General features: G+C 69.1%; 24 protein-coding genes. 11 read left to right on the top strand and 13 right to left on the bottom strand.

What is annotated here, in order from left to right; all coding sequences use genetic code 11:
• Positions 1 to 89 precede the first annotated feature (89 nt).
• Positions 90 to 902 carry a methyltransferase, TIGR04325 family gene (locus tag QTI17_RS06780; RefSeq protein ID WP_286531864.1) on the top strand — a complete coding sequence of 271 codons (813 nt, stop codon included), beginning with the start codon at positions 90 to 92 and terminating at the stop codon, positions 900 to 902.
• Positions 903 to 947: 45 nt separating this feature from the next.
• On the opposite strand, the gene QTI17_RS06775 is transcribed toward QTI17_RS06780, so the two are convergent.
• Positions 948 to 1,979, bottom strand: coding sequence for an isocitrate/isopropylmalate dehydrogenase family protein (locus QTI17_RS06775; protein ID WP_286531863.1), 1,032 nt, complete (start codon positions 1,977 to 1,979; stop codon positions 948 to 950).
• Positions 1,980 to 2,141: 162 nt separating this feature from the next.
• On the opposite strand from QTI17_RS06775, the gene tkt reads away from it, so the two are divergent.
• Positions 2,142 to 4,208: a transketolase gene (gene tkt, locus QTI17_RS06770; RefSeq protein WP_286531862.1), complete on the top strand. Its 2,067-nt coding sequence runs from the start codon at positions 2,142 to 2,144 to the stop codon at positions 4,206 to 4,208.
• A 19-nt stretch (positions 4,209 to 4,227) separates the two neighbouring features.
• On the opposite strand, the gene QTI17_RS06765 is transcribed toward tkt, so the two are convergent.
• On the bottom strand, positions 4,228 to 4,533 hold the full coding sequence (locus QTI17_RS06765) for a hypothetical protein (protein ID WP_286531861.1): 306 nt from the start codon (positions 4,531 to 4,533) through the stop codon (positions 4,228 to 4,230).
• Between the two features lie 105 nt (positions 4,534 to 4,638).
• On the bottom strand, positions 4,639 to 6,087 hold the full coding sequence (locus tag QTI17_RS06760; protein ID WP_286531860.1) for a sensor histidine kinase: 1,449 nt from the start codon (positions 6,085 to 6,087) through the stop codon (positions 4,639 to 4,641).
• Positions 6,088 to 6,311: 224 nt separating this feature from the next.
• Between QTI17_RS06760 and QTI17_RS06755 the strand changes: the two genes are divergently transcribed.
• The 5 genes from QTI17_RS06755 (at position 6,312) to QTI17_RS06735 (ending at position 9,820) form a co-directional block, all read left to right on the top strand.
• On the top strand, positions 6,312 to 6,809 hold the full coding sequence (locus QTI17_RS06755; protein WP_286531859.1) for a hypothetical protein: 498 nt from the start codon (positions 6,312 to 6,314) through the stop codon (positions 6,807 to 6,809).
• Between the two features lie 158 nt (positions 6,810 to 6,967).
• A complete protein-coding gene (locus tag QTI17_RS06750) occupies positions 6,968 to 7,600 on the top strand; it encodes a response regulator (RefSeq protein WP_286504479.1) in 633 nt (210 codons plus the stop codon).
• Positions 7,601 to 7,685: 85 nt separating this feature from the next.
• Positions 7,686 to 8,156 (top strand): MarR family winged helix-turn-helix transcriptional regulator, encoded by a 471-nt coding sequence (locus tag QTI17_RS06745; protein ID WP_286531858.1) that lies wholly within the window; start codon positions 7,686 to 7,688, stop codon positions 8,154 to 8,156.
• On the top strand, positions 8,153 to 9,163 hold the full coding sequence (locus tag QTI17_RS06740) for an FUSC family protein (protein WP_286531857.1): 1,011 nt from the start codon (positions 8,153 to 8,155) through the stop codon (positions 9,161 to 9,163). Before QTI17_RS06745 ends, QTI17_RS06740 begins: the two co-directional genes overlap by 4 nt.
• Positions 9,164 to 9,280: 117 nt before the next feature.
• Positions 9,281 to 9,820, top strand: a complete 540-nt coding sequence (locus QTI17_RS06735) for a hypothetical protein (RefSeq protein ID WP_286531856.1) — start codon at positions 9,281 to 9,283, stop codon at positions 9,818 to 9,820.
• Here QTI17_RS06735 and QTI17_RS06730 read toward each other — a convergent pair.
• Positions 9,817 to 10,764, bottom strand: coding sequence for an adenylate/guanylate cyclase domain-containing protein (locus tag QTI17_RS06730; protein ID WP_286531855.1), 948 nt, complete (start codon positions 10,762 to 10,764; stop codon positions 9,817 to 9,819). The two genes, QTI17_RS06735 and QTI17_RS06730, sit on opposite strands and share 4 nt — an antisense overlap.
• A 376-nt stretch (positions 10,765 to 11,140) precedes the next feature.
• Between QTI17_RS06730 and QTI17_RS06725 the strand changes: the two genes are divergently transcribed.
• Positions 11,141 to 11,398, top strand: coding sequence for a hypothetical protein (locus QTI17_RS06725; protein WP_286504476.1), 258 nt, complete (start codon positions 11,141 to 11,143; stop codon positions 11,396 to 11,398).
• A gap of 41 nt (positions 11,399 to 11,439) precedes the next feature.
• On the opposite strand, the gene QTI17_RS06720 is transcribed toward QTI17_RS06725, so the two are convergent.
• The 8 genes from QTI17_RS06720 to QTI17_RS06685 all read right to left on the bottom strand — a co-directional run bounded on the left by QTI17_RS06720 (position 11,440) and on the right by QTI17_RS06685 (position 17,828).
• Positions 11,440 to 12,375: an LD-carboxypeptidase gene (locus tag QTI17_RS06720; RefSeq protein ID WP_286531854.1), complete on the bottom strand. Its 936-nt coding sequence runs from the start codon at positions 12,373 to 12,375 to the stop codon at positions 11,440 to 11,442.
• Positions 12,372 to 13,475, bottom strand: coding sequence for a tRNA adenosine(34) deaminase TadA (gene tadA / locus QTI17_RS06715; RefSeq protein ID WP_286531853.1), 1,104 nt, complete (start codon positions 13,473 to 13,475; stop codon positions 12,372 to 12,374). Before tadA ends, QTI17_RS06720 begins: the two co-directional genes overlap by 4 nt.
• Positions 13,465 to 13,674: a hypothetical protein gene (locus QTI17_RS06710; protein ID WP_436411617.1), complete on the bottom strand. Its 210-nt coding sequence runs from the start codon at positions 13,672 to 13,674 to the stop codon at positions 13,465 to 13,467. The genes tadA and QTI17_RS06710 overlap by 11 nt, the downstream gene beginning before the upstream one ends.
• A gap of 7 nt (positions 13,675 to 13,681) precedes the next feature.
• Entirely contained in the window at positions 13,682 to 14,308 is a 627-nt protein-coding gene (locus QTI17_RS06705) for an FMN-binding negative transcriptional regulator (RefSeq protein WP_286531851.1), read from the bottom strand.
• A 55-nt stretch (positions 14,309 to 14,363) separates the two neighbouring features.
• Positions 14,364 to 15,050: an ankyrin repeat domain-containing protein gene (locus tag QTI17_RS06700; protein WP_286531850.1), complete on the bottom strand. Its 687-nt coding sequence runs from the start codon at positions 15,048 to 15,050 to the stop codon at positions 14,364 to 14,366.
• A 5-nt stretch (positions 15,051 to 15,055) separates the two neighbouring features.
• Positions 15,056 to 15,583 (bottom strand): GlcG/HbpS family heme-binding protein, encoded by a 528-nt coding sequence (locus QTI17_RS06695; protein WP_286528996.1) that lies wholly within the window; start codon positions 15,581 to 15,583, stop codon positions 15,056 to 15,058.
• Between the two features lie 140 nt (positions 15,584 to 15,723).
• Positions 15,724 to 16,347 (bottom strand): response regulator transcription factor, encoded by a 624-nt coding sequence (locus QTI17_RS06690; RefSeq protein ID WP_286531849.1) that lies wholly within the window; start codon positions 16,345 to 16,347, stop codon positions 15,724 to 15,726.
• A complete protein-coding gene (locus tag QTI17_RS06685; RefSeq protein WP_286531848.1) occupies positions 16,344 to 17,828 on the bottom strand; it encodes a sensor histidine kinase in 1,485 nt (494 codons plus the stop codon). The genes QTI17_RS06690 and QTI17_RS06685 overlap by 4 nt, the downstream gene beginning before the upstream one ends.
• Positions 17,829 to 17,930: 102 nt before the next feature.
• On the opposite strand from QTI17_RS06685, the gene QTI17_RS06680 reads away from it, so the two are divergent.
• From QTI17_RS06680 to QTI17_RS06670, 3 genes are read left to right on the top strand one after another with little or no spacing between them, the layout of a single operon-like run.
• Entirely contained in the window at positions 17,931 to 19,829 is a 1,899-nt protein-coding gene (locus QTI17_RS06680; protein ID WP_286531847.1) for an ABC transporter ATP-binding protein, read from the top strand.
• A gap of 7 nt (positions 19,830 to 19,836) precedes the next feature.
• Complete coding sequence (locus tag QTI17_RS06675) at positions 19,837 to 20,865, top strand: phospholipase D-like domain-containing protein (RefSeq protein WP_286531846.1); 1,029 nt, start codon at positions 19,837 to 19,839, stop codon at positions 20,863 to 20,865.
• A 7-nt stretch (positions 20,866 to 20,872) separates the two neighbouring features.
• Positions 20,873 to 21,346 carry a tetratricopeptide repeat protein gene (locus tag QTI17_RS06670; RefSeq protein WP_286531845.1) on the top strand — a complete coding sequence of 158 codons (474 nt, stop codon included), beginning with the start codon at positions 20,873 to 20,875 and terminating at the stop codon, positions 21,344 to 21,346.
• Here QTI17_RS06670 and QTI17_RS06665 read toward each other — a convergent pair.
• Positions 21,337 to 22,284 carry a LysR family transcriptional regulator gene (locus QTI17_RS06665; RefSeq protein WP_286531844.1) on the bottom strand — a complete coding sequence of 316 codons (948 nt, stop codon included), beginning with the start codon at positions 22,282 to 22,284 and terminating at the stop codon, positions 21,337 to 21,339. The two genes, QTI17_RS06670 and QTI17_RS06665, sit on opposite strands and share 10 nt — an antisense overlap.
• Positions 22,285 to 22,378: the final 94 nt, after the last annotated feature.

Genomic DNA, 22,378 nt, shown 5'->3' with positions numbered 1-22,378 from the left:
ACGAAACCCTGAGGAGAAACCGCAAAGCGGCTGCCACAACACGTGTCGATCACGCGCGCTGTACAGGCTCTGAGAACTAGGAGGCGAGGATGACGATGCTCAATTGGGCGAGACGGTTGCAGCAGCTGCCGAATGCCCCGGTGCTTCGCTCGGCAATCCTCCGGTTGAAAGCCCGGGAGTTCCTCACTCCGGAAGGATTCTGCAAGTATTTTGGCGTCTTCGAGAGTTTCGACGCGGCACGTGCCTGGCTGCCCCGGAATGATGGATTCGATCATGCTGCATTGGCCCAAGGCTACGATGAGCATGTCCGTCACGTGTTTGCCTATGACTATCCCGCCATGTGGTGGCTTCAGCACGCTTTTGGCGATGGCTTCAGAAAGTTGCTGGACATCGGAGGCGCCTATGGTGTGCACTACTACGCCTATCGTCGCTATATCGAAATGCCGGATGACCTGATATGGGAGGTAGCCGAGTTGCCGGCAATGATCGCCATCGGCAAGGAATATGCCGCTCAGAAGGAAACCGCGCTTCGTTTCACTGGCGATGTCCAGGAGGCCGGAAGGCGCGCCAGCATCTGGCTCTCGTCTGGCACCCTCCAGTACATGGACGGAGGTCGAATAAGTCGCTTGCTCGGGGTGTCCGGAGCGCGACCGTCTCACATCCTTCTAAACAAACTTCCAATTTATGAAGGAAGCGACTTCGTCACGGCTCAGAACATCGGCTATGGCTGCTACTCGCCGGTGCAGGTCTACAACCGCGCTAGCTTCATCCGCGAGGTCGAGGACCTTGGCTACACGCTGAGGGACGAATGGAAGGTTCATGAGAGAAGCATGTGGATTCCAGGACACCCGGAGTGCACCATACAGGCCTTCTCCGGATTCTATTTTTTGCTGGCAGGCTAGTTTCTCTCGTTGCACGGATCGAATCCTGTCGGCGGCCCCTTGCGCTCACCCGCCCGAAATCCGGCTCACCAGCGCCTTGGCGTAGGCCGCGGTCCCCGCGCTGCCGCCGAGGTCCCCGGTGCGCACCTTGTCGATGTTGAGCGTCTCGTCGATCGCGCGCCGCAGGCGCGCCGCGAGTTCGGGCAGCTTGCAGTGGTCGAGCATCAGTGCGGCCGCGAGCATCAGCGCGGTCGGATTGGCGATGCCCTTGCCCGCGATATCGGGCGCCGACCCATGGACCGCCTCGAAGATCGCCGCGTCGGCGCCGATGTTGGCGCCCGGCGCCATCCCCAGCCCGCCGACCAGCCCGGCCACCAGGTCCGACAGGATGTCGCCGAACAGATTGGTCGTCACCAGCACGTCGAACTGCCACGGGTTCAGCACCAGCTTCATGGCACAGGCGTCGATGATGACCGTGTCGAGTTCGAACTTGCCCTTGTACTTGCGTTCGTAGAGCTCGAGCCCGGTCTCCAGGAAGATGCCGGTCAGGGCCTTCATGATGTTGGCCTTGTGGACGATCGTGACCTTCTTGCGGCCGGTCGCGATCGCGGTCTCGAAGGCGAACTCGAGCAGCCGCCGGCTGCCCTGGCGCGTGTTGATGCCGGTGGCCATGGCGACCGCATGCGGGTCGCCGTCGATCGGCACGTAGTGCTCGTGCCCGATGTAGAGGCCCTCCAGGTTCTCGCGCACCACCACGAGGTCGATGTCGTCGAAGCGGCCGCCAGGAATCAGGGTGCGCGCCGGCCGCAGGTTGGCATAGAGCCCGAACTCTTCGCGCAGGCGCACGTTCGAGGATCGATAGCCGCCGCCGGATGGCGTCTCCAGCGGCCCCTTGAGCGCCAGGCGCGTGCGACGGATGCTGGCCAGCGTGGCGGCGGGCAATGGGTCGCCGGCGGCTTGCACGCCGGCCAGGCCGCCGAGCTGGCGATCCCATTCGAAAGGCGCGCCCAGGGCGTCGAGGACGGCGAGCGTGGCATCCACGATCTCGGGGCCGATGCCGTCGCCGGGGATCAGGGTGGCAGGGATGGGAGTGGACATTCGCGTGGATCCCGAAAAGTGAGTGAGGGCCGAGGACCGGACGATTATGGGATGACCGGCGGCAGCAGGCCATCCCGGTTCGGTGCATGATGACTCCCCTCGTCCCATGCCTTGCTTCTCGTTCGTCCGCGCCCGCGAAAGGCACACCCCACGGAGCCCCCGATGACCGACGCCGAGCTCGACACCCTGTGCATCAACACCATCCGCACGCTGTCGATCGACGCCGTGCAGGCCGCCAACTCCGGCCATCCGGGCACACCGATGGCCCTTGCGCCGCTGGTCTACACCCTGTGGAACCGGGTGATGCGCTTCGACCCGAAGGACCCGATCTGGCCCGGTCGCGACCGCTTCGTGCTGTCGAACGGCCATGCCTCGATGCTGCTCTGGTCGGCGCTGCACCTCAGCGGCACGGTGGCCGTCAACGCCGAGTACGAACTGCTCGGCGCGCCCGCCGTGACGCTGGACGACATCCGGCGTTTTCGCCAGTTCGGCAGCAAGGCGCCCGGCCACCCTGAATACCACTGGGTGTCGGGCGTCGAGACCACCACCGGCCCGCTCGGCCAGGGGATCGCCACCAGTGTCGGCATGGCGATGGCGCAGCGCTGGCTGGCCAACCGCTACGACCAGGACGGCCCTGCCCTGTTCGACTACAACGTCTATGCGGTCTGCGGCGACGGTTGTCTGATGGAAGGTGTCGGCTCCGAAGCCGCGTCGCTGGCCGGTCACCTCGGGCTCGACCGGCTGTGCTGGATTTACGACAACAACCACATCACGATCGAAGGGCGCACCGAGATCACCTTCACCGAGGACGTGGCGATGCGATTCGCCGCCTACGGCTGGAAAGTGCTGCGGGTCGGCGACGCCAACGACATCGCGCTGATCGAGGCGGCGCTGGCCACCTTCAGGCAAACGCGCGGCCAGCCGACGCTGATCATCCTCGACAGCCATATCGGCTGGGGCTCTCCGCACCGCCAGGACACGGCCGCCGCGCACGGCGAGCCGCTCGGCGACGACGAGGTCCGGCTGGTCAAGCGCGCCTACGGTTGGCCGGAGGACGCGAAGTTCCTGGTGCCCGACGGCGTGCGTGCGCATTTCGATGCCGGCATCGGCGCCCGGGGCGCCGCAGCGCGCGCGGCCTGGAACGAGGCCGCCGCCGCCTTGCGCGCGCGCTCCCCTGCCCTGGCGCTCGAGATCGACCAGATGCAGCGCCGCGAGCTGCCAGCCGGCTGGGACAGCCAGCTGCCGGTCTTTGCGGCCGACCCGAAGGGCCTGGCAGGGCGCGACGCCTCGGGCCAGGTGCTCAACCTTCTTGCACAGAGCGTGCCCTGGCTGATCGGTGGCTCGGCCGACCTCGGCTCGTCGAACAAGACCACGCTCAAGTACCCGGGCGCCGGCGATTTCCAGCCCGGCAACCCGGGCGGCAAGAACCTCCACTTCGGCATTCGCGAGCATGCGATGGCGGCGGCCGTCAACGGCATGGCGCTGTCCAAGCTGCGTCCTTTCGGCGCCACCTTCTTCATCTTCAGCGACTACGCGCGGCCGGCGATCCGGCTGGCGGCGCTGATGGAGCTGCCATCGCTGTTCGTCTTCACCCACGATGCGATGGGCGACGGCGAGGATGGGCCGACCCACCAGCCGATCGAGCAGCTGGCCTCGCTGCGCGCGATGCCCGGCCTCACGGTGCTGCGCCCGGGCGATGCCAACGAGGTGGTGGAAGCCTGGCGCGTGGCGCTTCAGTCGCCGCACCGCCCGACCGCGCTTGTGCTGTCGCGCCAGGCCCTGCCGACCCTCGACCGCAGCCGGCTCGCGCCCGCCGCCGGCGTCTCCAGAGGCGCCTATGTGCTGGCCGACGCCGCGGACGACGCCGAGCCCGAGCTGATCCTCATCGCGAGCGGCAGCGAAGTCTCGCTGGCGCTGGAGGCGCACGATCAGCTCGTGGCCCAGGGCGTGCGTGCGCGACTGGTGTCGATGCCTTCGTGGGACCTGTTCGAGCAGCAGACGCCCGACTATCGGAACAGCGTTCTGCCGCCGGGCGCGAAGGCGCGGGTGGCCGTCGAACAGGCGTCGGCCTTCGGCTGGGAGCGCTACGTCGGCGCGATCGGCAGGGTTGTGGGCATGCAGACCTTCGGCGCCTCGGCACCGCTGGCGGCGTTGCAGCGGGAGTTCGGCTTCACGGTCGACAACGTTGTGGCCGTGGCCTTGTCGGTGCGCGCGGCGGCCAGTCCATAGGCCGCGCGCGGCGGAGCTTTCAGCGCCGGCTGCCCCGCAGCGCGGCGAGCATCAAGGTGGTCACCGCGGCACCGCCCGCGGCTGCCATCACCATCGAGCGGACCGGCCGATCCGAGACATAGTGGCCGCCCTGCTCCCGCCACTCACGGCCCCGGGCCCTGAGATCGTCCATCACCTGCCGGGCCCCGCGTCTTGAAGGCCCGGCCGCATGCGCGACGCCCGCGGTATAGGCGTCTGCCCCGTCGGCGGTCTCGCGCACGGCCTGGCGCGTCGCCTCGGCGATCTGTTCGGGGCTCTTGTAGTCGGTGAAATTCGTGCTCTGCATGGAAGTCCTTTCAAGAAGTGCAACGCGACCACGTCGCACTGCATTCATTGAAGGTTCCTGCTCGGCCCAGGCGTGTCGGCACCGTTGTCCAGGCGGCGTAGGTCGTCACCCACCCGGCGGGTTCGCAGTGCCGCCGCCGCGCAGGTCGCCCAGGCGGATCGAGCAGCGGGTGCCGCGCCCCGCCACCGAGTCGAGCCGGACCTCCGACTTGAGCGCCTTCGCCAGCCGCGCGACCAGCGACAAGCCGAGCCCGACACCGTCGGCTGCCGGCGTGGCCGCGTCATTGACGCGATAGAACTCCTCGAACACCTTCTCGATCTGGTCGGCCGGGATGCCGATGCCCTGGTCGAAGACCTCGACCACGACATCGCCCCGCTGCAGCCGCGCGGCCAGCAGGATCTTCTTGCCGGGCGGGCTGTACTTGATCGCGTTCGACAGCACGTTGCCGACCATGCGCCGCAGCCGCACCGGGTCCGACTGGATCGTCGCCTGCCCGGTGCGCACGCGCAGCCGGATGTTCTTCGCCTCCGCCAGCGGCTCGTACTGCAGCTGCAGGTCGCGCACCACATCGGCGATCTGCACCGGCTCGACCGACAGCTGGACCTGGCCGCTGTCGAGCACCGACAGGTCGAACAGCGAATCGAACAGATGGCTCACAGCGGCCGTGGCCTTGGCGATCTTGGGCGCCAGTTCGGCATGCGTCTCCGGGTTCTCCTTCAGGAAGTCGGCATAGAGCGCCAGCGCCGACACCGGCTGGCGCAGGTCGTGGGTCGCGGCGGCAAGAAAACGGTTCTTGGTGCTGACCGCCTCGGTCGCTTGGCGTTCCCTGAGGGCGAGGTCGTATTGAAGACCGAAGTGCTCTTCCTGGTTGGCGTGGATCGCCCTGCCGAGGCCGAGGATCACGACCCAGTGCAGCAAGGTGAGCCCCACGAACCAGTAGTTGAGCGATCCCTGCATCGGCCCGAGGAACACGCCATACAGCACGCAGACCAGCATCACGACGAAGAATCCGTTCATCGACCAGTAGAGCAGGAAGGGCACCAGCGCCAGGCGGGTGATCGGTCCGTAGACCACCAGCGTCAGGACCAGCCAGCAGCCGAGCTGGTTCGCCTCCGGAATGCGAGCGAAGAACAGCAGCACCGAGACGCCCCAGAACGGGGCCTCGAGGATGAAGACCGGCGCCGCCCGGGCGAGAAAGAGATTGAGCGATTCGGAACTGGCGCCCTGGTGGTCGCGGGCATGGAGGTTCACCACGCGACGGCGCATCGCGGCGATCAGCAAGCCGACCGCCAGCCAGGCCGACACGGCCAGATGGCTGCCGCTGCCCCAGCACAGTGCGGCCATGGTCAGGATCAGCAGCAGCCCCAGCGGCTGGCGCGCGCGCGATTGGCGCATGAAGCTGCGCGTCAGCTGGCCCTGGATCCAGCGGGCGCGCAGGCCGGGCGCATCGTCCTCGATGTCACCGGGGGCCGGGTCGTGAGCGGATCGGGCGTGCGCGGAGACCTGGGCGCGTGCGAATGCCGGGCTTGGGTGGAGCGACGCCTCGGAGGCCATCCCGGAGTCCAGAGTTTCAGAGTCTTGAAGACTCCCTGTTTGTCAACGAGATCGCAACTCGGGATCACCCCGGGTTGTGTGCGTTATTACCGCAATCGCCGGCGGAGCGAAGGCCATTCGATGGCCGCCTGCGCCGTCAAATCGCCACCACACGACAAATCCGCCGCAGATGAGGGCTTGTTCCTCTCGCGCTGGCGCCTGTTCGCGGGAATAATTTGATCGCCATGGGACAAGCGCTTTCAGACCACGAGACCGTTGCCGGCGTGTTGATGATGCTGGTTCGCCAACGGGCGGCCGCGTCGGGGGGTGGCAAGACCTCGCGCACCGGCCTGCAGGCCAGCGTGCCTGTCAACGAGCGGCCCGGCGTGCGACGCGGACTCGACGCCCTGATCGAGCACGGACTGCTCGCGATGAGCGGCGAAGATATCGGCGTGACCGCCAAGGGCAAGCTCTTCCTGGCCCATGTGCAGCGGGCGCGCGGCGAGACCCCGACCGCCCACGAGCACGACGACAAGAGCCCTGCCTTGCTGGCGGCGACCCTGCAAGCGATCAATGCCGAGGACCGCCTGGGCCCCCAGGGCCCGATCGAAGACCTGCGCACCCTCCCCGCGCGGCTCGAAGGCTATCGCTCCGAACGTGCGTCTCGCTTTTCCAAGGCCAAGGGCCTGCTGGTGCTCGGTGGCGTGGCGGCCGCGGTGGCTGCCTTCAGGCTGCTGCGCTGACGCCTGGCTGTTGCACCGGGGCCTTGTCCCCGCCGCCTGTCATCCAATTGCCCGAGTTGCATTCGCGTCTTTCCTACGCGGAGTCGGCCTGTCAGCAGACGCGAGCCGGCCGCATCCGCCCGCATGCTCCCGCCACACCATCATTCGAGGAGCAATAAATGATCAAGATCGGAATCGTGGACGACCATGCCATCGTTCGTTCGGGCCTGCGCGACTTCTTTTCGCAGCACGTCGACCTGCGCGTGGTCGGCGAAGCCGCCAGCGGGCGCGAAGCCATCGACCTGGTGCGCAACCACGAGATCGATGTCCTGGTGATGGACCTCTCGATGCCGGGCCAGAGCGGCATCGACGCCATCGCGATGGTGAGGGCGAAGGCGCCCGACACCGGCATCCTGATCCTGAGCGGCTATCCGGAAGAACACTACGCCATGAGCCTGATCCGCCAGGGCGCGAGCGGCTACCTCAACAAGGAATGCGACCCGAAGGAAATCGTCGAAGCGATCCGCACGATTTCGCTCGGTCGCCGCTACATCACGCCGGGCGTGGCCGAATTGCTGGCCCGCCAGCTCGACCGCAACACCGACACCGCGCCGCACGAGCAGCTCTCCGAGCGCGAGTTCCAGGTCTTCCTGAAGCTCGCCACCGGCGAGACCGCGGGCAGCATCGCCGAGCACCTGTCGCTGTCGGTCAAGACCGTGAGCACCTACCGCAGCCGGCTGATGGAGAAGATGAACCTGGCCTCCAACAGCGACCTCACCTACTACGCGCTCAAGAACCAGCTGATCAGTTGAGGCATCGGCGGCCGCCGGCTGCCTGGCGATCAAGCAAGACTTGTCTTAGTATCTGGGTACCAAGACAAGTCTTTTCATTTTCGCGATGCAGCCTTCCTCTTCCGACGCGGCGCAATGCGCGAACCGCCTGCGCGGCGCCGTCACTCTGCTGTCCCGGCGCCTGCGGCCGGCCCTGCAGGATGCCGGCCTGAGCGTGGCCAAACTGAGCGTCATCGGCCGTCTCTACCGTACCGGCCCGATGACGCCGACCGAGCTCGCCCATCGCGAAGGCGTCATGCCCCAGTCGCTGACCCGCCTGCTGGCCGAACTCGAAGCCGATGGCTGGCTGGCCCGCAAGGCGGATGCCGCCGACGGGCGGCGATCGCTGCTGCGCCTGACCCCGTCGGGTGCCCGGCGACTGGTCACCGCGGTCCAGGCCGGTGAAGCTTCCCTGGCCGAGATCATCGAGGCCCGCCTGAATCCGCAGCAGCGTGCGCTGCTGCTCGAGGCCTGCGCCTTGCTCGACGACATCGCCGGCGTCCTCGACCCCGCGGCGGCCGCCGCACGGCGCGAATGAGCTTCGCCGCGCTGGCCGCGCGCCTGCCCTTCGATGCCGAGCGGCGGCATCATGGGCTGCAACTGGCCGCGGCGGTGCTCCTGGCCTCCGCGCTGTCGGCGCTGCTCGCCCTGCCCGAGCACCTGTGGGCCGTGATGAGCGCGCTGATCGTGCTGCGCCCGAGCAGCGGCGCGACCTGGGAGGCCAGTTGGGACCGCACGCGGGCCACGTTGATCGGTGCCGTGGCCGGCCTGCTCGGCGTCTTCCTGCAACACCATGGAAGCCATCCGCAGGCCACCTTGCTCGCCATCGTGACCGGACTCGCCTTCGCGAGCGCCGCCAGCCCCGCCTTTCGAAGCGCGCCGGTGGCCGCCTTGATCATCCTGGCCGCCGGCGACCTCCCGGGCCATTCCGCCTTGCAGGTGGCGGTGCTGCGGGTGGCGCAGATCCTGATCGGCGTCGCGGTGGCCATGGCGGTCGCATTGGTTTCGTCGCGCTACCGCGCCGCCGATCGCTTCTGTGCCGGCTGCGCCGCGCTGCTGCGCCAGGTGGGGCGGCAATTCCAGCAGCCGCCGGCCGCCCGGACCGAGGCGCAGGCCGAGCAATCGGCCGCTGCCGTGCGCCATGCGCTCGCCCGGCTGAGCGTGCTGGCCCGCGGCGCCGACCATGAAGGACGCCCGTTCGGCCGCGTGCGCAATGCCCCTGGCGCCGATCGCCACCGCCGGACGGCCGCGCTGACAGCCCGCATCGTGCAGGACGCGCTGCTGCTGAAGCGCCTGCTCCGCGCCGAGGCCGGTGCATCGCGCGACGCCGACAACCGCGAAGTGGCCCGCATCGCGGGTGCCGCGCTGGCGGCCATCGCCGCGCGGGTGGAGCGCCGTGGGCAGCCGGTCGACGGCAGCGTCGTAACGCCGAGCCGCGAAGCCCCTTCGGTCGCTGACGGCATGGCCGCCCCGCTGCGCCTGCTCCTCGACGACCTGCGGCAGCTCGATGACTTGTTCCGGCTTTCTGTGGATAACACTGTGTGAAGCGCCGGGACGGCCAGGCGCGAAGCGTGGCCCCACGCGGGGTCCCGTCCCGTTGCCTGCAAAACAGGCAGCCCGCTGCGACGCCCGTCGCCGGGCCGGATTGTTAAGCTCGGGGCCATGACGACCATCCAGTCCCGGCGCAAGCTCATCGTGATCATCCTGCTGTGTGTCGCCCTCGGAGGCGCGGCGATGCGGCAGCTCGCCGCGCCCGGCTCGACCCTGCGGGACATCGGCACCCTGCTGATGCTGTTGTGGGTGCCGATCATCGGCAACGTGATCTCGTGGCTGATCTCGCGCCTGCGCCGGCCGGCACCGATGGCGGCCTCCCCCTTCGACGAACGGCCCGCCTTCGAGCCCCAGCTGCTGGTCGAACTCACGCTGCGTCCGCCGCTGCTGCCGGCCGAAGACATCCCGGTGCCTGCCGGCGAGCATCGCTGCGCGCTGGTGGTCGGCAACGAGGCGTTCTCGGCCCGCTGGCGGGTTCCGCCGGACCGGTCGTTCCGGCGTGGCATCCCGCAGGCGCTCGAAGTGGAGTTTCTCGCGCCCCAGCTGGCGATGCCCAAGTTTCAGGCCGAAGCCGGCTTCAGGATGCTGGTGGGCGAGTCGTTCATCGGCGATGGCCGCGTGCTGCGGCCGGTCGAACCGACCCGTCTCTAGCGCAGGTCGCGGCGCGCCAGCAGCACGTTGCCGCCGGTGGTGTTGAACGAAATGGTCGGCGCGCTGAAATCGCTGAGCGGCGCACCCAGGCCGATCTCGCCGCTGCCGTGCAGCACGCACTCGTCGCGCCGCAGCGCGATCTCGCCGCTGGCGCCGGCAGTGCCATGAAAGCGCACCCAGGTGCCGTAGGTGCTGACGTCGACCAGCACACAACTGCCCTGGCGGGCTTCGATGCGCGCATGCAGCCGCGACACCCGCGGGTCGTTGACCACGAACTGCGCCTCGTCGACCCGGCCCAGGTGGATCGGGAGTTCGGCGGCGCGGAACATCGAGCGGACGTCGAGCCAGGCCAGCTCGATCTGTCCGAAGGACGAATCGGGTCCGCGCGGCTGATGCACCAGCGAGGCCGGCATCGTCAGGAACTCGGACACCTCGTCCTGCCAGTCGACCCGGTGCACCACCGGCATCTCGTTCTTGCCGCGGATGTTGATCGGCCCCAGGCTGCGGTGGCGGACTTCGCCGCCATGCAACTGCTCGATCACCGACTCGGTCGCCCAGATCTGTCCCGGCCCGGCCAGGTCGCTCAGGCGCGAGGCCAGGTTGACCGCGTCGCCGTAGCAGTCGCCATCGACCTCCACCACCTCCCCGCTGGCGACGCCGATCTGCAGTTCCATGCGCAGCGGCGCGGGCCAGGTTTGCAGGCGCTTCTGGTGGTTGCGCTGCATTTCGAGCACGGCCCGGGTGGCGCTGATGCCTTCGGCGAATATCGCAAAGACGCCATCGCCCAGCGATTTGACGACACGGCCCCCATGCGCTTCGCAGACACCGCCGATCCACTGCGTCAGCCGCGTCACGGTCTCGGTGGCGCGCGCGTTCCCCATAGCCTCGAAGACTCTGGTACTTCCCGTCAGATCGGCAAATACGACAGTGGAATTGGCGCCCATGTTGTGCAGTTTTTGGTAGCTCTCGCCGTTCGATTATGGCAAAGCGGCGCCGAAACACGGTCCCGGAAGCTCAAATCGGGCCGCTGGCGCACCAAGCTGTTGCTTTTTCATTTCGACACACGCTGTACGTTTACTTTTCTCCTTAAAAGTAGAACTTAGGCATTAGTTCTTCAAGCGCTTCATGAGCAGTTTCGTGAAGTATGTTGTTTTTGAACATGAAATGTCGTGTCGATGCTTGTGCGGCTCGGGGGCCAGCCTTAACGTAGCACCTGTCCAGGTTTTGGCAATACGCCTTCCGTCCATGGTGTCACCCAGCAGTCTCCTTCGCTTTCTGAGCTTCCCCGGCTTCGGCTTTCGCCGTTCCGCGGATCGTCAGATGGGGCAGATCCGCACGGCGATGCTGTCACTGCTGCAGGTCCACGGCGGCCACACGATGCAGCGCGTGGCGCAGCGCGTGCGTTTCGCAGGCGACCTCGAAGCACTCTGGTACCTCCGCCAGGATGTGCTGACCGCCCTCAGCGCGGTCGACGGCGAAGTCGCCGCCCGGCGCCAGATGCGCCAGATCAACCGCCTGTTCAAGGGCGGGCTTCCCGGCAGCATGGAGCCCCGTACCCACCACAGGGTCCACGGCTGACCCGGCATTGAGCGGCCCGCGCCAGCGGGCCAGCGCTGTTTTCAATGATGGTGAGGGTGCCGGTGGCCCCAGACCATGAAGACGTCCCGGCCGTCGGCGGCCACTTCCACCTTCGCGCCCACGGGCAACAGCACCTTGGTCGGCACATGGCCGAACGGCAGTCCGGTCAGCACCGGCGGCTTGACCAGGCCGCGCAGACGGGCGACGACCCCCTGCATGCCGAAGCCTCGATCGTGCGGAACCTTGCGGATGCCCGTGAACTGCCCCAGCACGATCGCCTTCTGGCGCCCCAGCACCCCCGCGTGACGCAACTGGTCGAGCATGCGCTCGACCCGGTAAGGATGTTCGTTGACGTCCTCCAGGAACAGCACGCCCTTGTCGATGGCGGGAAACCACGGCGTACCTAGCAGGCTGGTCAGCACGCACAGGTTGCCGCCCCACAGCACCGCGTCGTGGATGGACCGGAAGGCCGGCAGGTCGGCGCTGTCGCGCGCCGGCATGCGCCATCCGGTGCCCTCGCCTTGCCCGCCCAGCAGGTCGTCGAAGCAGGCTTCCATGATGTCGTCGGCACCGGCTTCGGCGCCGAAGTCCTCGCCGACCGCGGGCCCGGCCCAGGTGACGGCGCCGGTCTTGGCCAGCAGCGCGCTCTGGAAGGCGGTGAAGTCGCTGAGCCCGACGAACTCGGTGCCGCGATCGATCGCCTTGGCCACCGCCTTGTAGGGAATCTGGTCGAGGATGCGCGTGAGTCCGTAACCGCCGCGCGAAATCAGCGCCACGTCGGCGCCGCTGGCCGCGGCGCGCGCAATGGCCGCCAGCCGCGTGGCGTCGTCGCCTGCGAAGCGCTGGTGGGTGGCAAGAACGGCCTCGTCGAGTTCGACCTCGTGGCCCAGGGCCTGGAGCCGCTTGACGCCGCGCTTGAAGGCGGCCTTGTCGCGCACGGCGCTGGAGGGCGAATAGATGTAGATGTGTTTTTTCACGGGCCGAAGTATCCCATTGCCTCGCGCACCCGCTGGGCCAGGGCGCTCGCCTGCGCCGGCGTCGGGCCGGAGGCGCGCTTCGGGATCGGGCCCAGGGCCCGCAGCCCGGCCTCGTAGCCGCGGTCGGGGAATGGAGCGTGCCAGGCGTCCGGCACCGGGGCGGCGCCGTCCGGCACGGCCATCACGGGCGCAAAGCGGGTTGGCAGGGTTTCGGCCAGCGATGCGGCCCAGGCGGCGGCGCCGGGGCTGTGCAGCAGCGCCAGCGGACCGGGCGCGAGCTGTTGCGTTCGTTCGAGCCACGCCAGCCATTCGGCCAGCAGGCGCCAGTGCCATTCGAGTCGGTGCACCGCTTCGCGCTTGGGCTTGTCGCTCTGCCCGAAGCCGATCAGGTCGGGCACCAGCAGCCGCAAGCCCGCGGCGCCTGCCAGGTGGCGGAAGAAGTAGCGCCACTCGCCCGGCCCGTGCAGACAGAGACAGGTGCAGGGCGCATCCCGTGGGCCCTCGTCGAGATAGCGCATCCGCCAGCCGCGCTGGCTCGGCAGCTCGCTCACCTGGCGCGGCGCGGGGCCCAGATCGGCCAGTCCGGCGAAGCGCTCGTCGGGCGTGCGCAAGGCGTCGTCGCGCAAGGGCTCGGCCGCCTCGCGCGCGGCGCAGCGACGGGCCTGGAAGAAGTCCTGGAGCAGCGCCTGCGATTCGGCGGCGAGCAATCCGCCCTGCACGGCCGTGCGGTGGTTGAGCCGGCTCTCGCGGAACAGGTCGATCACCGAGCCGGCGGCGCCGGTCTTGGGGTCGGCGGCGCCGAACACGACCCGCGCCAGCCGTGCATGCAGCATGGCGCCGGCGCACATCGCGCAGGGCTCCAGGGTCACGAACAGCTCGCAGCCGTCGAGCCGGTAGTTGCCGAGCGCGGCCCCGCCGGCGCGCAGCGCATTGACCTCGGCATGCGCGCTCGGGTCGTGCAGCGCGATCGGCGCATTGCGTCCGCTGGCGACGAGCCGGCCGTCCTTGACCAGCACGGCGCCGATCGGCACTTCGCCGGCCTCCGCCGCCTGGCGCGCCTCGGCCAGCGCGAGCGCCATCCAGTCGGCGTCAGTTGTCATCGGGGACCGGCCGCGCCTGCATCGCGGCATCGAGCGACTGCTTGAACTGCTGCTGGATCTGCTGCGGGTTCGGCGCCCGTGCCTCACCCGCCCCAGCGCTGGCGGCCGGCAGCACCGGCGCGGCGACGCCGCCCAGTTGCTTCCTGGCCAGCAGCCCGACGACGACCAGCGCGACCAGCAATCCTGCCAACCCCAACATGCGCATCTCAGGCCTCCCCGGTGATGCCGAGCGTCTTCATCCAGTCCGCCAGCGCGCGCTCGTCGGGCGTGCCGTTGCGGTAGACCTCGTAGGTCGCGGCATGCGATTCCTTGCGATGCTGGTTGAGCTTGACCTTGCATTGCAGCGCGGTCACGGTCAGCTCGAAACCGACGATGCCGTTGAGCATCTTGTGCTGGAAGTCTTGGCCAAGGTCGCGCCATTGCTGCGCGTACGCGGGCTCGTGCTGGCCGATCAGGCGCTTGAGCAGCGCGTCCTTCTCGTCGGCGCCCTCGACCAGGCGCGCCTCGACCGTGCAGTGCACGGCCAGGTAGTTCCAGGTCGGCACCCGCGCCAGGTCGGGGTAGACCGAAGGCGACAGGTAGGCATGCGGGCCGAGAAAGCTCACCAGCGCCCGTGGCCGCGCCTGCAGGTAGCGCCACTGCGCATTGGGCTTGGCGCAGTGGCCCCAGAGCACGAAGTCATCCGTGCCCCGTTCCTCCAGCACCAGCGGCAGGTGCGTGACGTAGGGAAGGCCCTGGTCGTCGTTCGAGATCAGGCTGGCGAACGGATGGTCGCGCATGAGCCGCGCGGCGATGGCGCGGTCGGTGACGTTGAACTGCGGAGGCATGTACATGGGGCTTGATCCTGCGATCCGTCATAAGGACCGCCCGATTGTCCCCGAGCCGCCCCTATCTCGCGCCTGCGGCCCGCAGCTTTTCGACCATCGCGGTGTAGCCGCGCGCGGTCGCGAGCTGCAGCGGCGTATGGCCCTGGCGATCGGCCAGCTGCAGGTTGGCGCCGGCGTCGACCAGCGCAATGAGGGTGCGCTGGTGGCGCGGTCCGCCGTCGCCGAGCACGATGGCTTCGATCAGCGCGGTCCAGTGCAGGTTGTTGACATGGTCGAGCGGTGCGCCGGCCGCGATCAGCCGGCGCACCACCTCGTCGTGCCCGACATGGGCCGCGGCGATCAGCGCCGTGCCGTCGTAGCGGCTGGTGGTCTGGCCGGGGTTGGCGCCGAGCGACAGCAGCAGCGCCAACGTGGGCACGTCGTCGGCGACCGCGGCGATGGTGACGGCGTCGTAGCGGTCGTTCTCGAACGCGTCGAGCCTGGCGCCGGCCCGGGCCAGCACGCCGATGGCCTCGCGTTGACGCGCGTAGGTGGTCACGTGGAGCGGCGTGCGGCCCATGGCGTCGCGCGCCTCGAGGTCGGCGCCGCCGGCGATCAGCGCCTTCAGCTGCGGCAGGTCGCCACGCCAGGCGGCGCGGTGCAGGCCCTGGTAGGCCTGCGCCTCGACGGCGGCCGGCGCCACCTGGGCCGCCGCCGGAGCGGCCAGCCCAGCGGCCAGCAGTGCCAGAGCGACAGCCACGGCCTTCATCGGAATCAACCCAGCTGGCCCTTGACCTTGTCGAGCGCCGCGTTGGCGCATTGCTCGTCGAGGTGGCCACCCGGCGCGCCGCCGACGCCGACGGCGCCGATGACCTCGTTGCCCGACTTGACCGGCACGCCGCCGCCCAGCAACAGGAAGCCCGGGATGTTCACGAGGTTGGCGGCGGCGGGGTTCTTCTGGGCGTTTTCCATCATCGCCAGGGTCGGCGTCTTGGCCGAGGCCGAGGTCCAGGCCTTGCGCTCGCTGGCGCCGAGCGTGTGCGAGCCGGCGTTGTTGGCGCGCTGGACGGCACGCACGGTGCCGGCGCGATCGACCACGGTGGCCGCGACCGCGTAGCCGTTGGCCGCGCAGGCGGCCACCGCCGCACCGGCGATCTCGTTCGCCAGTTCGAGCGACATGTTCTTCTCGGCGCGCACGGCCGGGCTCGGCGCCGGTGCCGGCGTCGCGGTCTGGGCCTGGACGCCCAGGGCGGAAGCGGCGAGCAGGACGGCGAGGCTGCCGAGGCGAAGGGACGGGTTCATGGGGTTCTCCGGAAGGTTGGGATCGAATCGCGCCGGCACATCGCCGACGGTGGCGCAACTTTAGGAACTGCAGCCCCCGCCGCCCATTCGTACGGCTACCCTCGCCGCTCCGTAGAAATACGGAGCGGAACGATGACCGTTCAGCCAGTGGCTTCGACCAACCCCGCGTAGCGCCGGATCAGCTGCGCCAGCGAATCGCATTCGAGCTTGGCGAAGAGATTGGCCCGGTGGGTCTCGACGGTGCGCGGCGAAAGCGCCAGCGCGCGCGCGATCTCCTTGTTGGTGAGTCCGGCGACGATGAAACCCAGCACCTCGCGCTCGCGCTCGGACAGCTGCTGGTAGCGCTCGCGGGCGGCCTGGTCGGCTTGCGTGCGTTCGCGCGAATCGACGTGCCGGCGCACCGCCTGCTGCAGCGCCTCGAGCAGTTGTTCGTCGTCGACTGGCTTTTCGAGGAACTCCGCCGCCCCGGCCTTGAAGGCGCGGCGGCACATCTCCACAGTGCCATGGCCGGTGAGCATGATCACCGGCTGGTCGACGCCCTGCCCCACCAGCGCATCGAGCAGGGCGAGCCCGCCGATGCCGGGCATGCGGACGTCGAGCACGATGGCGCCGATGCTCGCCCGGTCGAACTGGTCGAGGAAGGCTTGCGGATCGCCCCAGGTCTGGGTGCGCAAGCCGACCGTGCCGATCAGCAGCGCCAGGCTCTCGCGCACGGCGAGGTCGTCGTCGATCAGGTGGATCAGCGGGGACAAGGGTCCGCTCATCGATGCATCTCCTGGGCACTGGCGCCGGCGAGCGGCAGCCGCAGCGTGAAACGGGCGCCGCGCGGCTCGGCATGTGCCGCTTCGAGCGCGCCGCCCATCCCGCTCGCCAGTGTCTCGGACAGGCTCAGGCCGAGCCCGAGCCCGCCCTCGCGCGTGCTGAAGAAAGGCTCGAAGACGCGCGGCAGGGCCTCCGGCGACAACCCGGCGCCGTTGTCGCTGACGGCGAGCAGGCCGCGGCCGGCCTGGATGCCGATGGACAGCTGCAGGCGGCGCTCGCCGGCGGGCACCTCCTCGAGCGCCTGCAGCGCGTTCATCAGCAGGTTGTGGACGATCTGCTCGAGCGCGACCGGCTCGGCCAGCACCCAGACCGGCGCCGCCGTCGCGTCGTCGATGGACGGCGTCACGGTACGCCTGGCCATCTCGGGCGCCAGCAGGTGCAGCGCGCTGCGCAGCACCTCCTGCAGCGCCACGGGCCGCAGCTCGGCCTGCCGGTCGGGGCGCTCGATCACCCGCCGCAGCCGGCCCACCACGTCGGCGGCCCGGCGCGCCTGTTCGGCCGCCTGCTTCATCGCCGAGCGCGCGGTCGCCAGTTCGGGCGGCTCCTCGGCCAGCAGCCGCTGGGCGGCCTGGGTGTTGGCCAGCACCGCGGTCAGCGGCTGGTTCAGCTCGTGGGCCATCCCGGCCGCCAGCTCGCCGAGCGCGTTGAGCCGCGCGACCTGCCCGAGCCGCAGCAGTTCCTCGGCGCGGCGCCGCGCGATGCGCTGGCGCCGCAGCGCGTAGGCGCCGCCCAGCGCAGCGGCCATGGCGAGCGACCATGCGGCCATTGCGGTCCAGGGCAGTCCGGTCCAGGGGACCCGCTGTTCGGCCACCAGCTCGAAGGCCTGGCTGTCCGAGGCGAGCACCTTGCGGAAGTCGAAATGCCAACCGCCCTCGGCGGCCGCGGCGCCCGGCTGGACCACGAAGCGCTGCCCCGCGTACTCGAGCGTCACCCGCACCGGGCTGGTCTTCGGGTCCATCGGCCAGTCGCGCCAGGGCACGGCCGTGGCGAGGTCGATGGCCAGCGCATAGCTGATCGGCAAGGCGCCGATCACGAGCCGGTAGCGCCCGCTCGCGAAGTCGTCGGCGACGAATTCGGGACGCTGCAACTGGCGCGAGCGGGCCTCGGCGGGGGCCAGCGACGGGTCCGGCCACGACCCGCCGGCCTCGCGCCGCTCGACATCGAGGATCGACGGGTAGACCGACGGCAGGCGACGCTCGGAGCGGGCCGCGCCCGGCGCCGGCTCCAGCAGCGCCAGCGTGGCCAGCACGGCGTCGTACTGCACCACCTGCTGGCTCATGAGCCGGTGGGCGATGCGGCCATTGACCTCGAAATCCTCGCGCAGCTGCCGGAGCTCGCCGCGCGCGAGCCAGACCGCGCCGGCGCCGGAGACCAGCAGCCATGCGAGCCACCAGCCCCCTTGCGTACGCAACCATTGCCTCATGGCGGGGGATTGTGCCCGGGCCCGCGGGGCCGGGTCCGGTGCTTGCGTCGGCTGCGGACCTGAGTCCACAATCCCAGGCGCCGTCCACCCTCCAGGCTCCGCATGTCAACACCTCCTCTACCCGCAGAACTGCCGGCGGCCCCGGAGACGCCGCAGCATTCGGCCACCCGGGTGGCCCGGCATGCCGCCCTGTCGCAGGGCCAGGACACCACGCGCCTGGTGCTGGGGCTGCTCAAGCCCTACCGCGGCTGGCTGGCGATCGTGCTGGTGGCGATGCTGGTCGAAATCGCGATGAGCCTGGCCGCACCCTGGCCGCTGAAGCTGGTGCTCGACGACGCGCTCGGCACGCACCACTTGCCGAGCTGGCTCGAATGGGCGCACGACCTGGGCATCGGCCGCCACACGCTCGGTGTCGCGCTGTTCGCCGGCATCGCGACACTGGCGATCGCGGTCATCGGCGGCATCGCGACCTACATCGACAACTACTTCACGACCAGCATCGGGCAGTGGGTCGCCAACGACCTCCGGCTGCGCATCTACGAGCACCTGCACCGGCTTTCGCTGGCTTTCTACGACACCGCCAAGACCGGCACCCTGATGTCGACCATCACCAGCGACGTGGCGACGGTACAAAGCTTCGCCTCGTCCTCGACGCTGTCGATCGTCGTCGACATCGTCACGATCGTCTTCATGCTGGGGCTGATGATCTGGCTCGACTGGGACTTCACGCTGATCGCGATCGCGGTGATGCCCTTCCTGCTGCTGTTCGTGTTCCGCTTCAAGAAGGCCGTGAAGGACGTGACGCGCGAGGTGCGCGTCAAGCAGAGCGAGATCGTCGCCGTGGTGCAGGAGGGCCTGGGCTCGGTGCGCGCGATCAAGGCCTTCGGCCGCCAGGATCTCGAGCTGACGCACATGACGGCGGCCAGCCACGCCAGCACCGAGGCCGCACTGAAGGCCCGGCGCATCAAGTCGCTGCTGTCGCCGGTGGTGGCGGTGGTGGTGGCGCTGTGCACCGGCATCGTGCTCTGGAAGGGCACCTCGCTGATCATCGCCGGCACCATGACGGCCGGCGCGCTGACCGTCTACCTCGCCTACCTGAGCAAGTTCTTCAAGCCCGTGAAGGACCTGGCCGGGATGGCCAGCACCATCGCGCAGACCACGGTGGCACTGGAGCGGATCCAGAAGATCCTCGGCGCCGACGACATCATCCGCGAGCATCCCGGCGCCACCGATCCCGGCCGCACGCGGGGCGAGATCAGTTTCGAGCACGTGGCCTTCGGCTACGGCAGCGAGCCGCCGGTGCTGCGCGATGTCTCGTTCAACATCAAGCCGGGCCAGGTGGTCGGCATCGTCGGGCCCACGGGCAGCGGCAAGTCGACGGTCGTGAGCCTGATGCCGCGCTTCTACGAGCCGAGCAGCGGCCGCGTGCTGATCGACGGCGTCGACATCTCGACCCACAAGCTCGCGGCGCTGCGCGCGCAGATCGGCTTCGTGCTGCAGGAGACGGTGCTGTTCCGCGGCACCATCGGCGAGAACATCGCCTACGGCAAGCCGGGCGCGACCCGCGAGGAGATCGTCGCCGCCGCGAAGCTCGCCAACGCCGACGAGTTCATCGCCCGCATGCCGCACGGCTACGACTCGCTGGTCGGCGAGCGCGGCGACACGCTGTCGGGCGGCCAGCGCCAGCGCATCGGCATCGCGCGCGCCGTGATCCGCAACAGCCCGATCATGATCCTGGACGAACCCACCGCCGCCCTCGACACCGAGTCCGAGCGCCTGGTGATCGAGGGCCTGGAGCGGCTGATGGAAGGCCGCACCGTGATCATGATCGCCCACCGCCTGAGCACCCTGCGCAACGCCGACAAGATCATCGTGCTGAAGGACGGCGTGGTGGTCGAGGAAGGCACCAACGACGAGCTGGTGGCCCTCGGCGGCGTCTATGCCGAGCTGCATCGCATCCAGTACGAAGACCCGGCGGCCCACGCGGCCGCCACCTCATGAGGCCGCCATGTCCCACCGACTGATCGTTCTGCCCGACGACACCGCCAAGCCGATCCTGGACGCGATCAACGCGGCCAAGTCGGCGTTGAACATCCGGATGTTCCTGTTCACCGACGATACGCTGATCGGCGCGGTGATCGCCGCCAAGCAGCGCGGCGTCAAGGTGCGCGTGATGCTGAACCCGGCACGGCGAACCGGCGAGACCGAGAACGAAGCCGCGCGCCAGGCGCTCGTGGACGCGGGCATCGAGGTCCGCGACAGCAATCCGAAGTTCGACCTCACGCACCAGAAGTCGATGGTGGTGGACGACCAGGTGGGCTTCGTCGAATCGCTCAACTGGGAGCCCAAGGACCTGACCGAGACCCGCGACTACGCGGTCGTCACGACCCACGACCTCGAGACCCGCCAGATGGTCGACTGCTTCGACGCCGACTGGGCGCACGAGGACTTCACGCCGCATCCCGAGTCGCGCCTGATCTGGTGCCCCGACAACGGCCGCCAGCGCGTCGCCGCGTTCATCGACGGCGCCCAGGACTCGCTCTGGGTGCAGAACGAGCGCTATCAAGACATGGTCATCATCGAGCGGCTGGTGCGGGCGGCGACCCGGGGCGTGAAGGTCCACATCCTGACCAAGCCCCCGCATTCCCTCAAGGCCGAGAAGCTGATCGAGGGCGTCGGCGGCCTGCGCATCCTGCAGGACGTGGGTGCCAAGGTGCACACCATGAAGCACCTCAAGCTGCACGCCAAGATGATGCTGGCCGACGGCAAGCGCGCCATCGTGGGCTCGATCAACCTGGCGCCGGGCAGCTTCGACGGCCGGCGCGAACTGGCGATCGAGACCGAGCACGAAGGCACGGTGCAGCGGCTGGCGGAGACCGCCCAGCGCGACTGGACCGCCTCGCACAAGATCGACCTCAGCGATGCGGGCCTGCTGCACGACCTGCAGAAGCGCCAGCTGGATCCGAGCAAGCTGGTGCTCGACGGCGTCGACGAGCCGGCGCCGGACAAGCCGAAAAAGCACAAGTCGAAGGAGTGAGCGCACCATGAACAAGCCCCTTGCTTCCGCATGCGGAGCGGTGCTGGCCGCGATGGCCATGCAGGCTGCGCAGGCGGCCGACACTTTCTCGGCGCCACCGACCTTGCAGCTGGCCGGCGCCCGCTCGCAGATCGCCGCCAAGAACTGGCCGGCGGCGATCGCCGAACTCGAGCGCGTCAAGGACACCCGCAGTGCCGACTGGAACAACCTGATGGGCTACAGCGTGCGCAAGGGCCCCAACCCCGACTATGCGGCCGCCGGACGCTATTACGACGCCGCTCTGCGGATCGACCCGATGCACCGGGGCGCGCTCGAATACTCGGGTGAGCTGTTCCTGATCCTGGGCGACCTGCCGCGGGCCGAGGAGCGGCAGGCCAGACTGACCAAGATCTGCACCGTGCCCTGCGAGGAACTCGAAGACCTGCAGGCGGCGATCGCCCGCTACAAGGCGGCCGGCAACAAGTACGTGCCTCAGCCCTGACCGGGCTGCGCTTCGCGGGTGGCCGCGCCCATCGTGCGGACCATGTCGTCCACGATGAGCCGCAGCAGTTCGGTCGCGGCCGGCGCCAGCATCCGGCCGTGGCGCGAGATCACGTGCGAGCGGCCCTGGTGCAGCAGCGGATTGCGCATCGGCAGTTCGACCACCGCGGCCGTGTCGAGGTGCGGCGGCAGCGACATGCGGGTGCTCAGCGCATAGCCCAGGCCGGCGACGACGAAGTAGCCCAGCGCGCTGAACGAAGTGGTCGTCAGCAGGGTCGGCAGCCGCACGCCTTCGCCGATCTCGGCCGCCTCGATGTGCTGCCGCACCCCGAAGCTGCGCTGCAGCGTGGCCCCCGGGTACGGCAGCAGGTCGGCCAGCCGGAGCGGCCGGCCCAGGCGCGCCAGCGGATGGGTCTCGAGCACCAGCGCCTGGATCGGCTGCGGGTGCGAATGGTGCGAGCGCAGCCGCTCGTCCCTGGGCGGCTGGAACAAGAGCCCGATGTGGGCCCGCTCGTCGACCACCCGGCGCACGATCTCGTCGCTGCTGCCGACTTCGAGCGAGACCGTGATCGCCGGATGCGAGCGCATGAAGGCCTGCAGGCTGTTGCGCATCAGCCAGTCGATGTAGCCCTCCCCGGCGACGATGTCGATGTGGCCGCGCTCGACCTTTCGGATGGCGTCCATCTGGGCCAGAAGGTGCTGCTTCTGGCTCTCCTGGCGGCGCAGGTAGACCGAGAGCAGCTCGCCGGCATCGGTCGGCGCCACGCCGCGCCCGCGGCGCTCGAGCAGCACCGTGCCGCATTCCTTCTCGAGCAGGCTCACGGCCCGGCTGACGGCCGAGGGGTCCATGTCGAGCACCTCGGCCGCGCCGCGCACCGAGCCGCTTTCCAGCACCTGCATGAAGTAGCGCAAACGCCGCGTGTCGAGCTTGTCGTCCATGGTCGGATCCGGTGAGTGTTGCATTCAATGCAACAAAGATCCTGGATTTTAGTCATTGATGCAACGGCTTCTTTCTCTGAGACTTGCCGGGCAT

Source organism: Variovorax sp. J31P179, from assembly GCF_030316985.1.
Taxonomy (GTDB): domain Bacteria; phylum Pseudomonadota; class Gammaproteobacteria; order Burkholderiales; family Burkholderiaceae_C; genus Variovorax; species Variovorax ginsengisoli_B.
Note: the sequence above shows the minus strand (reverse complement) of the source record. Positions and strands in the feature narration are given on the sequence as shown.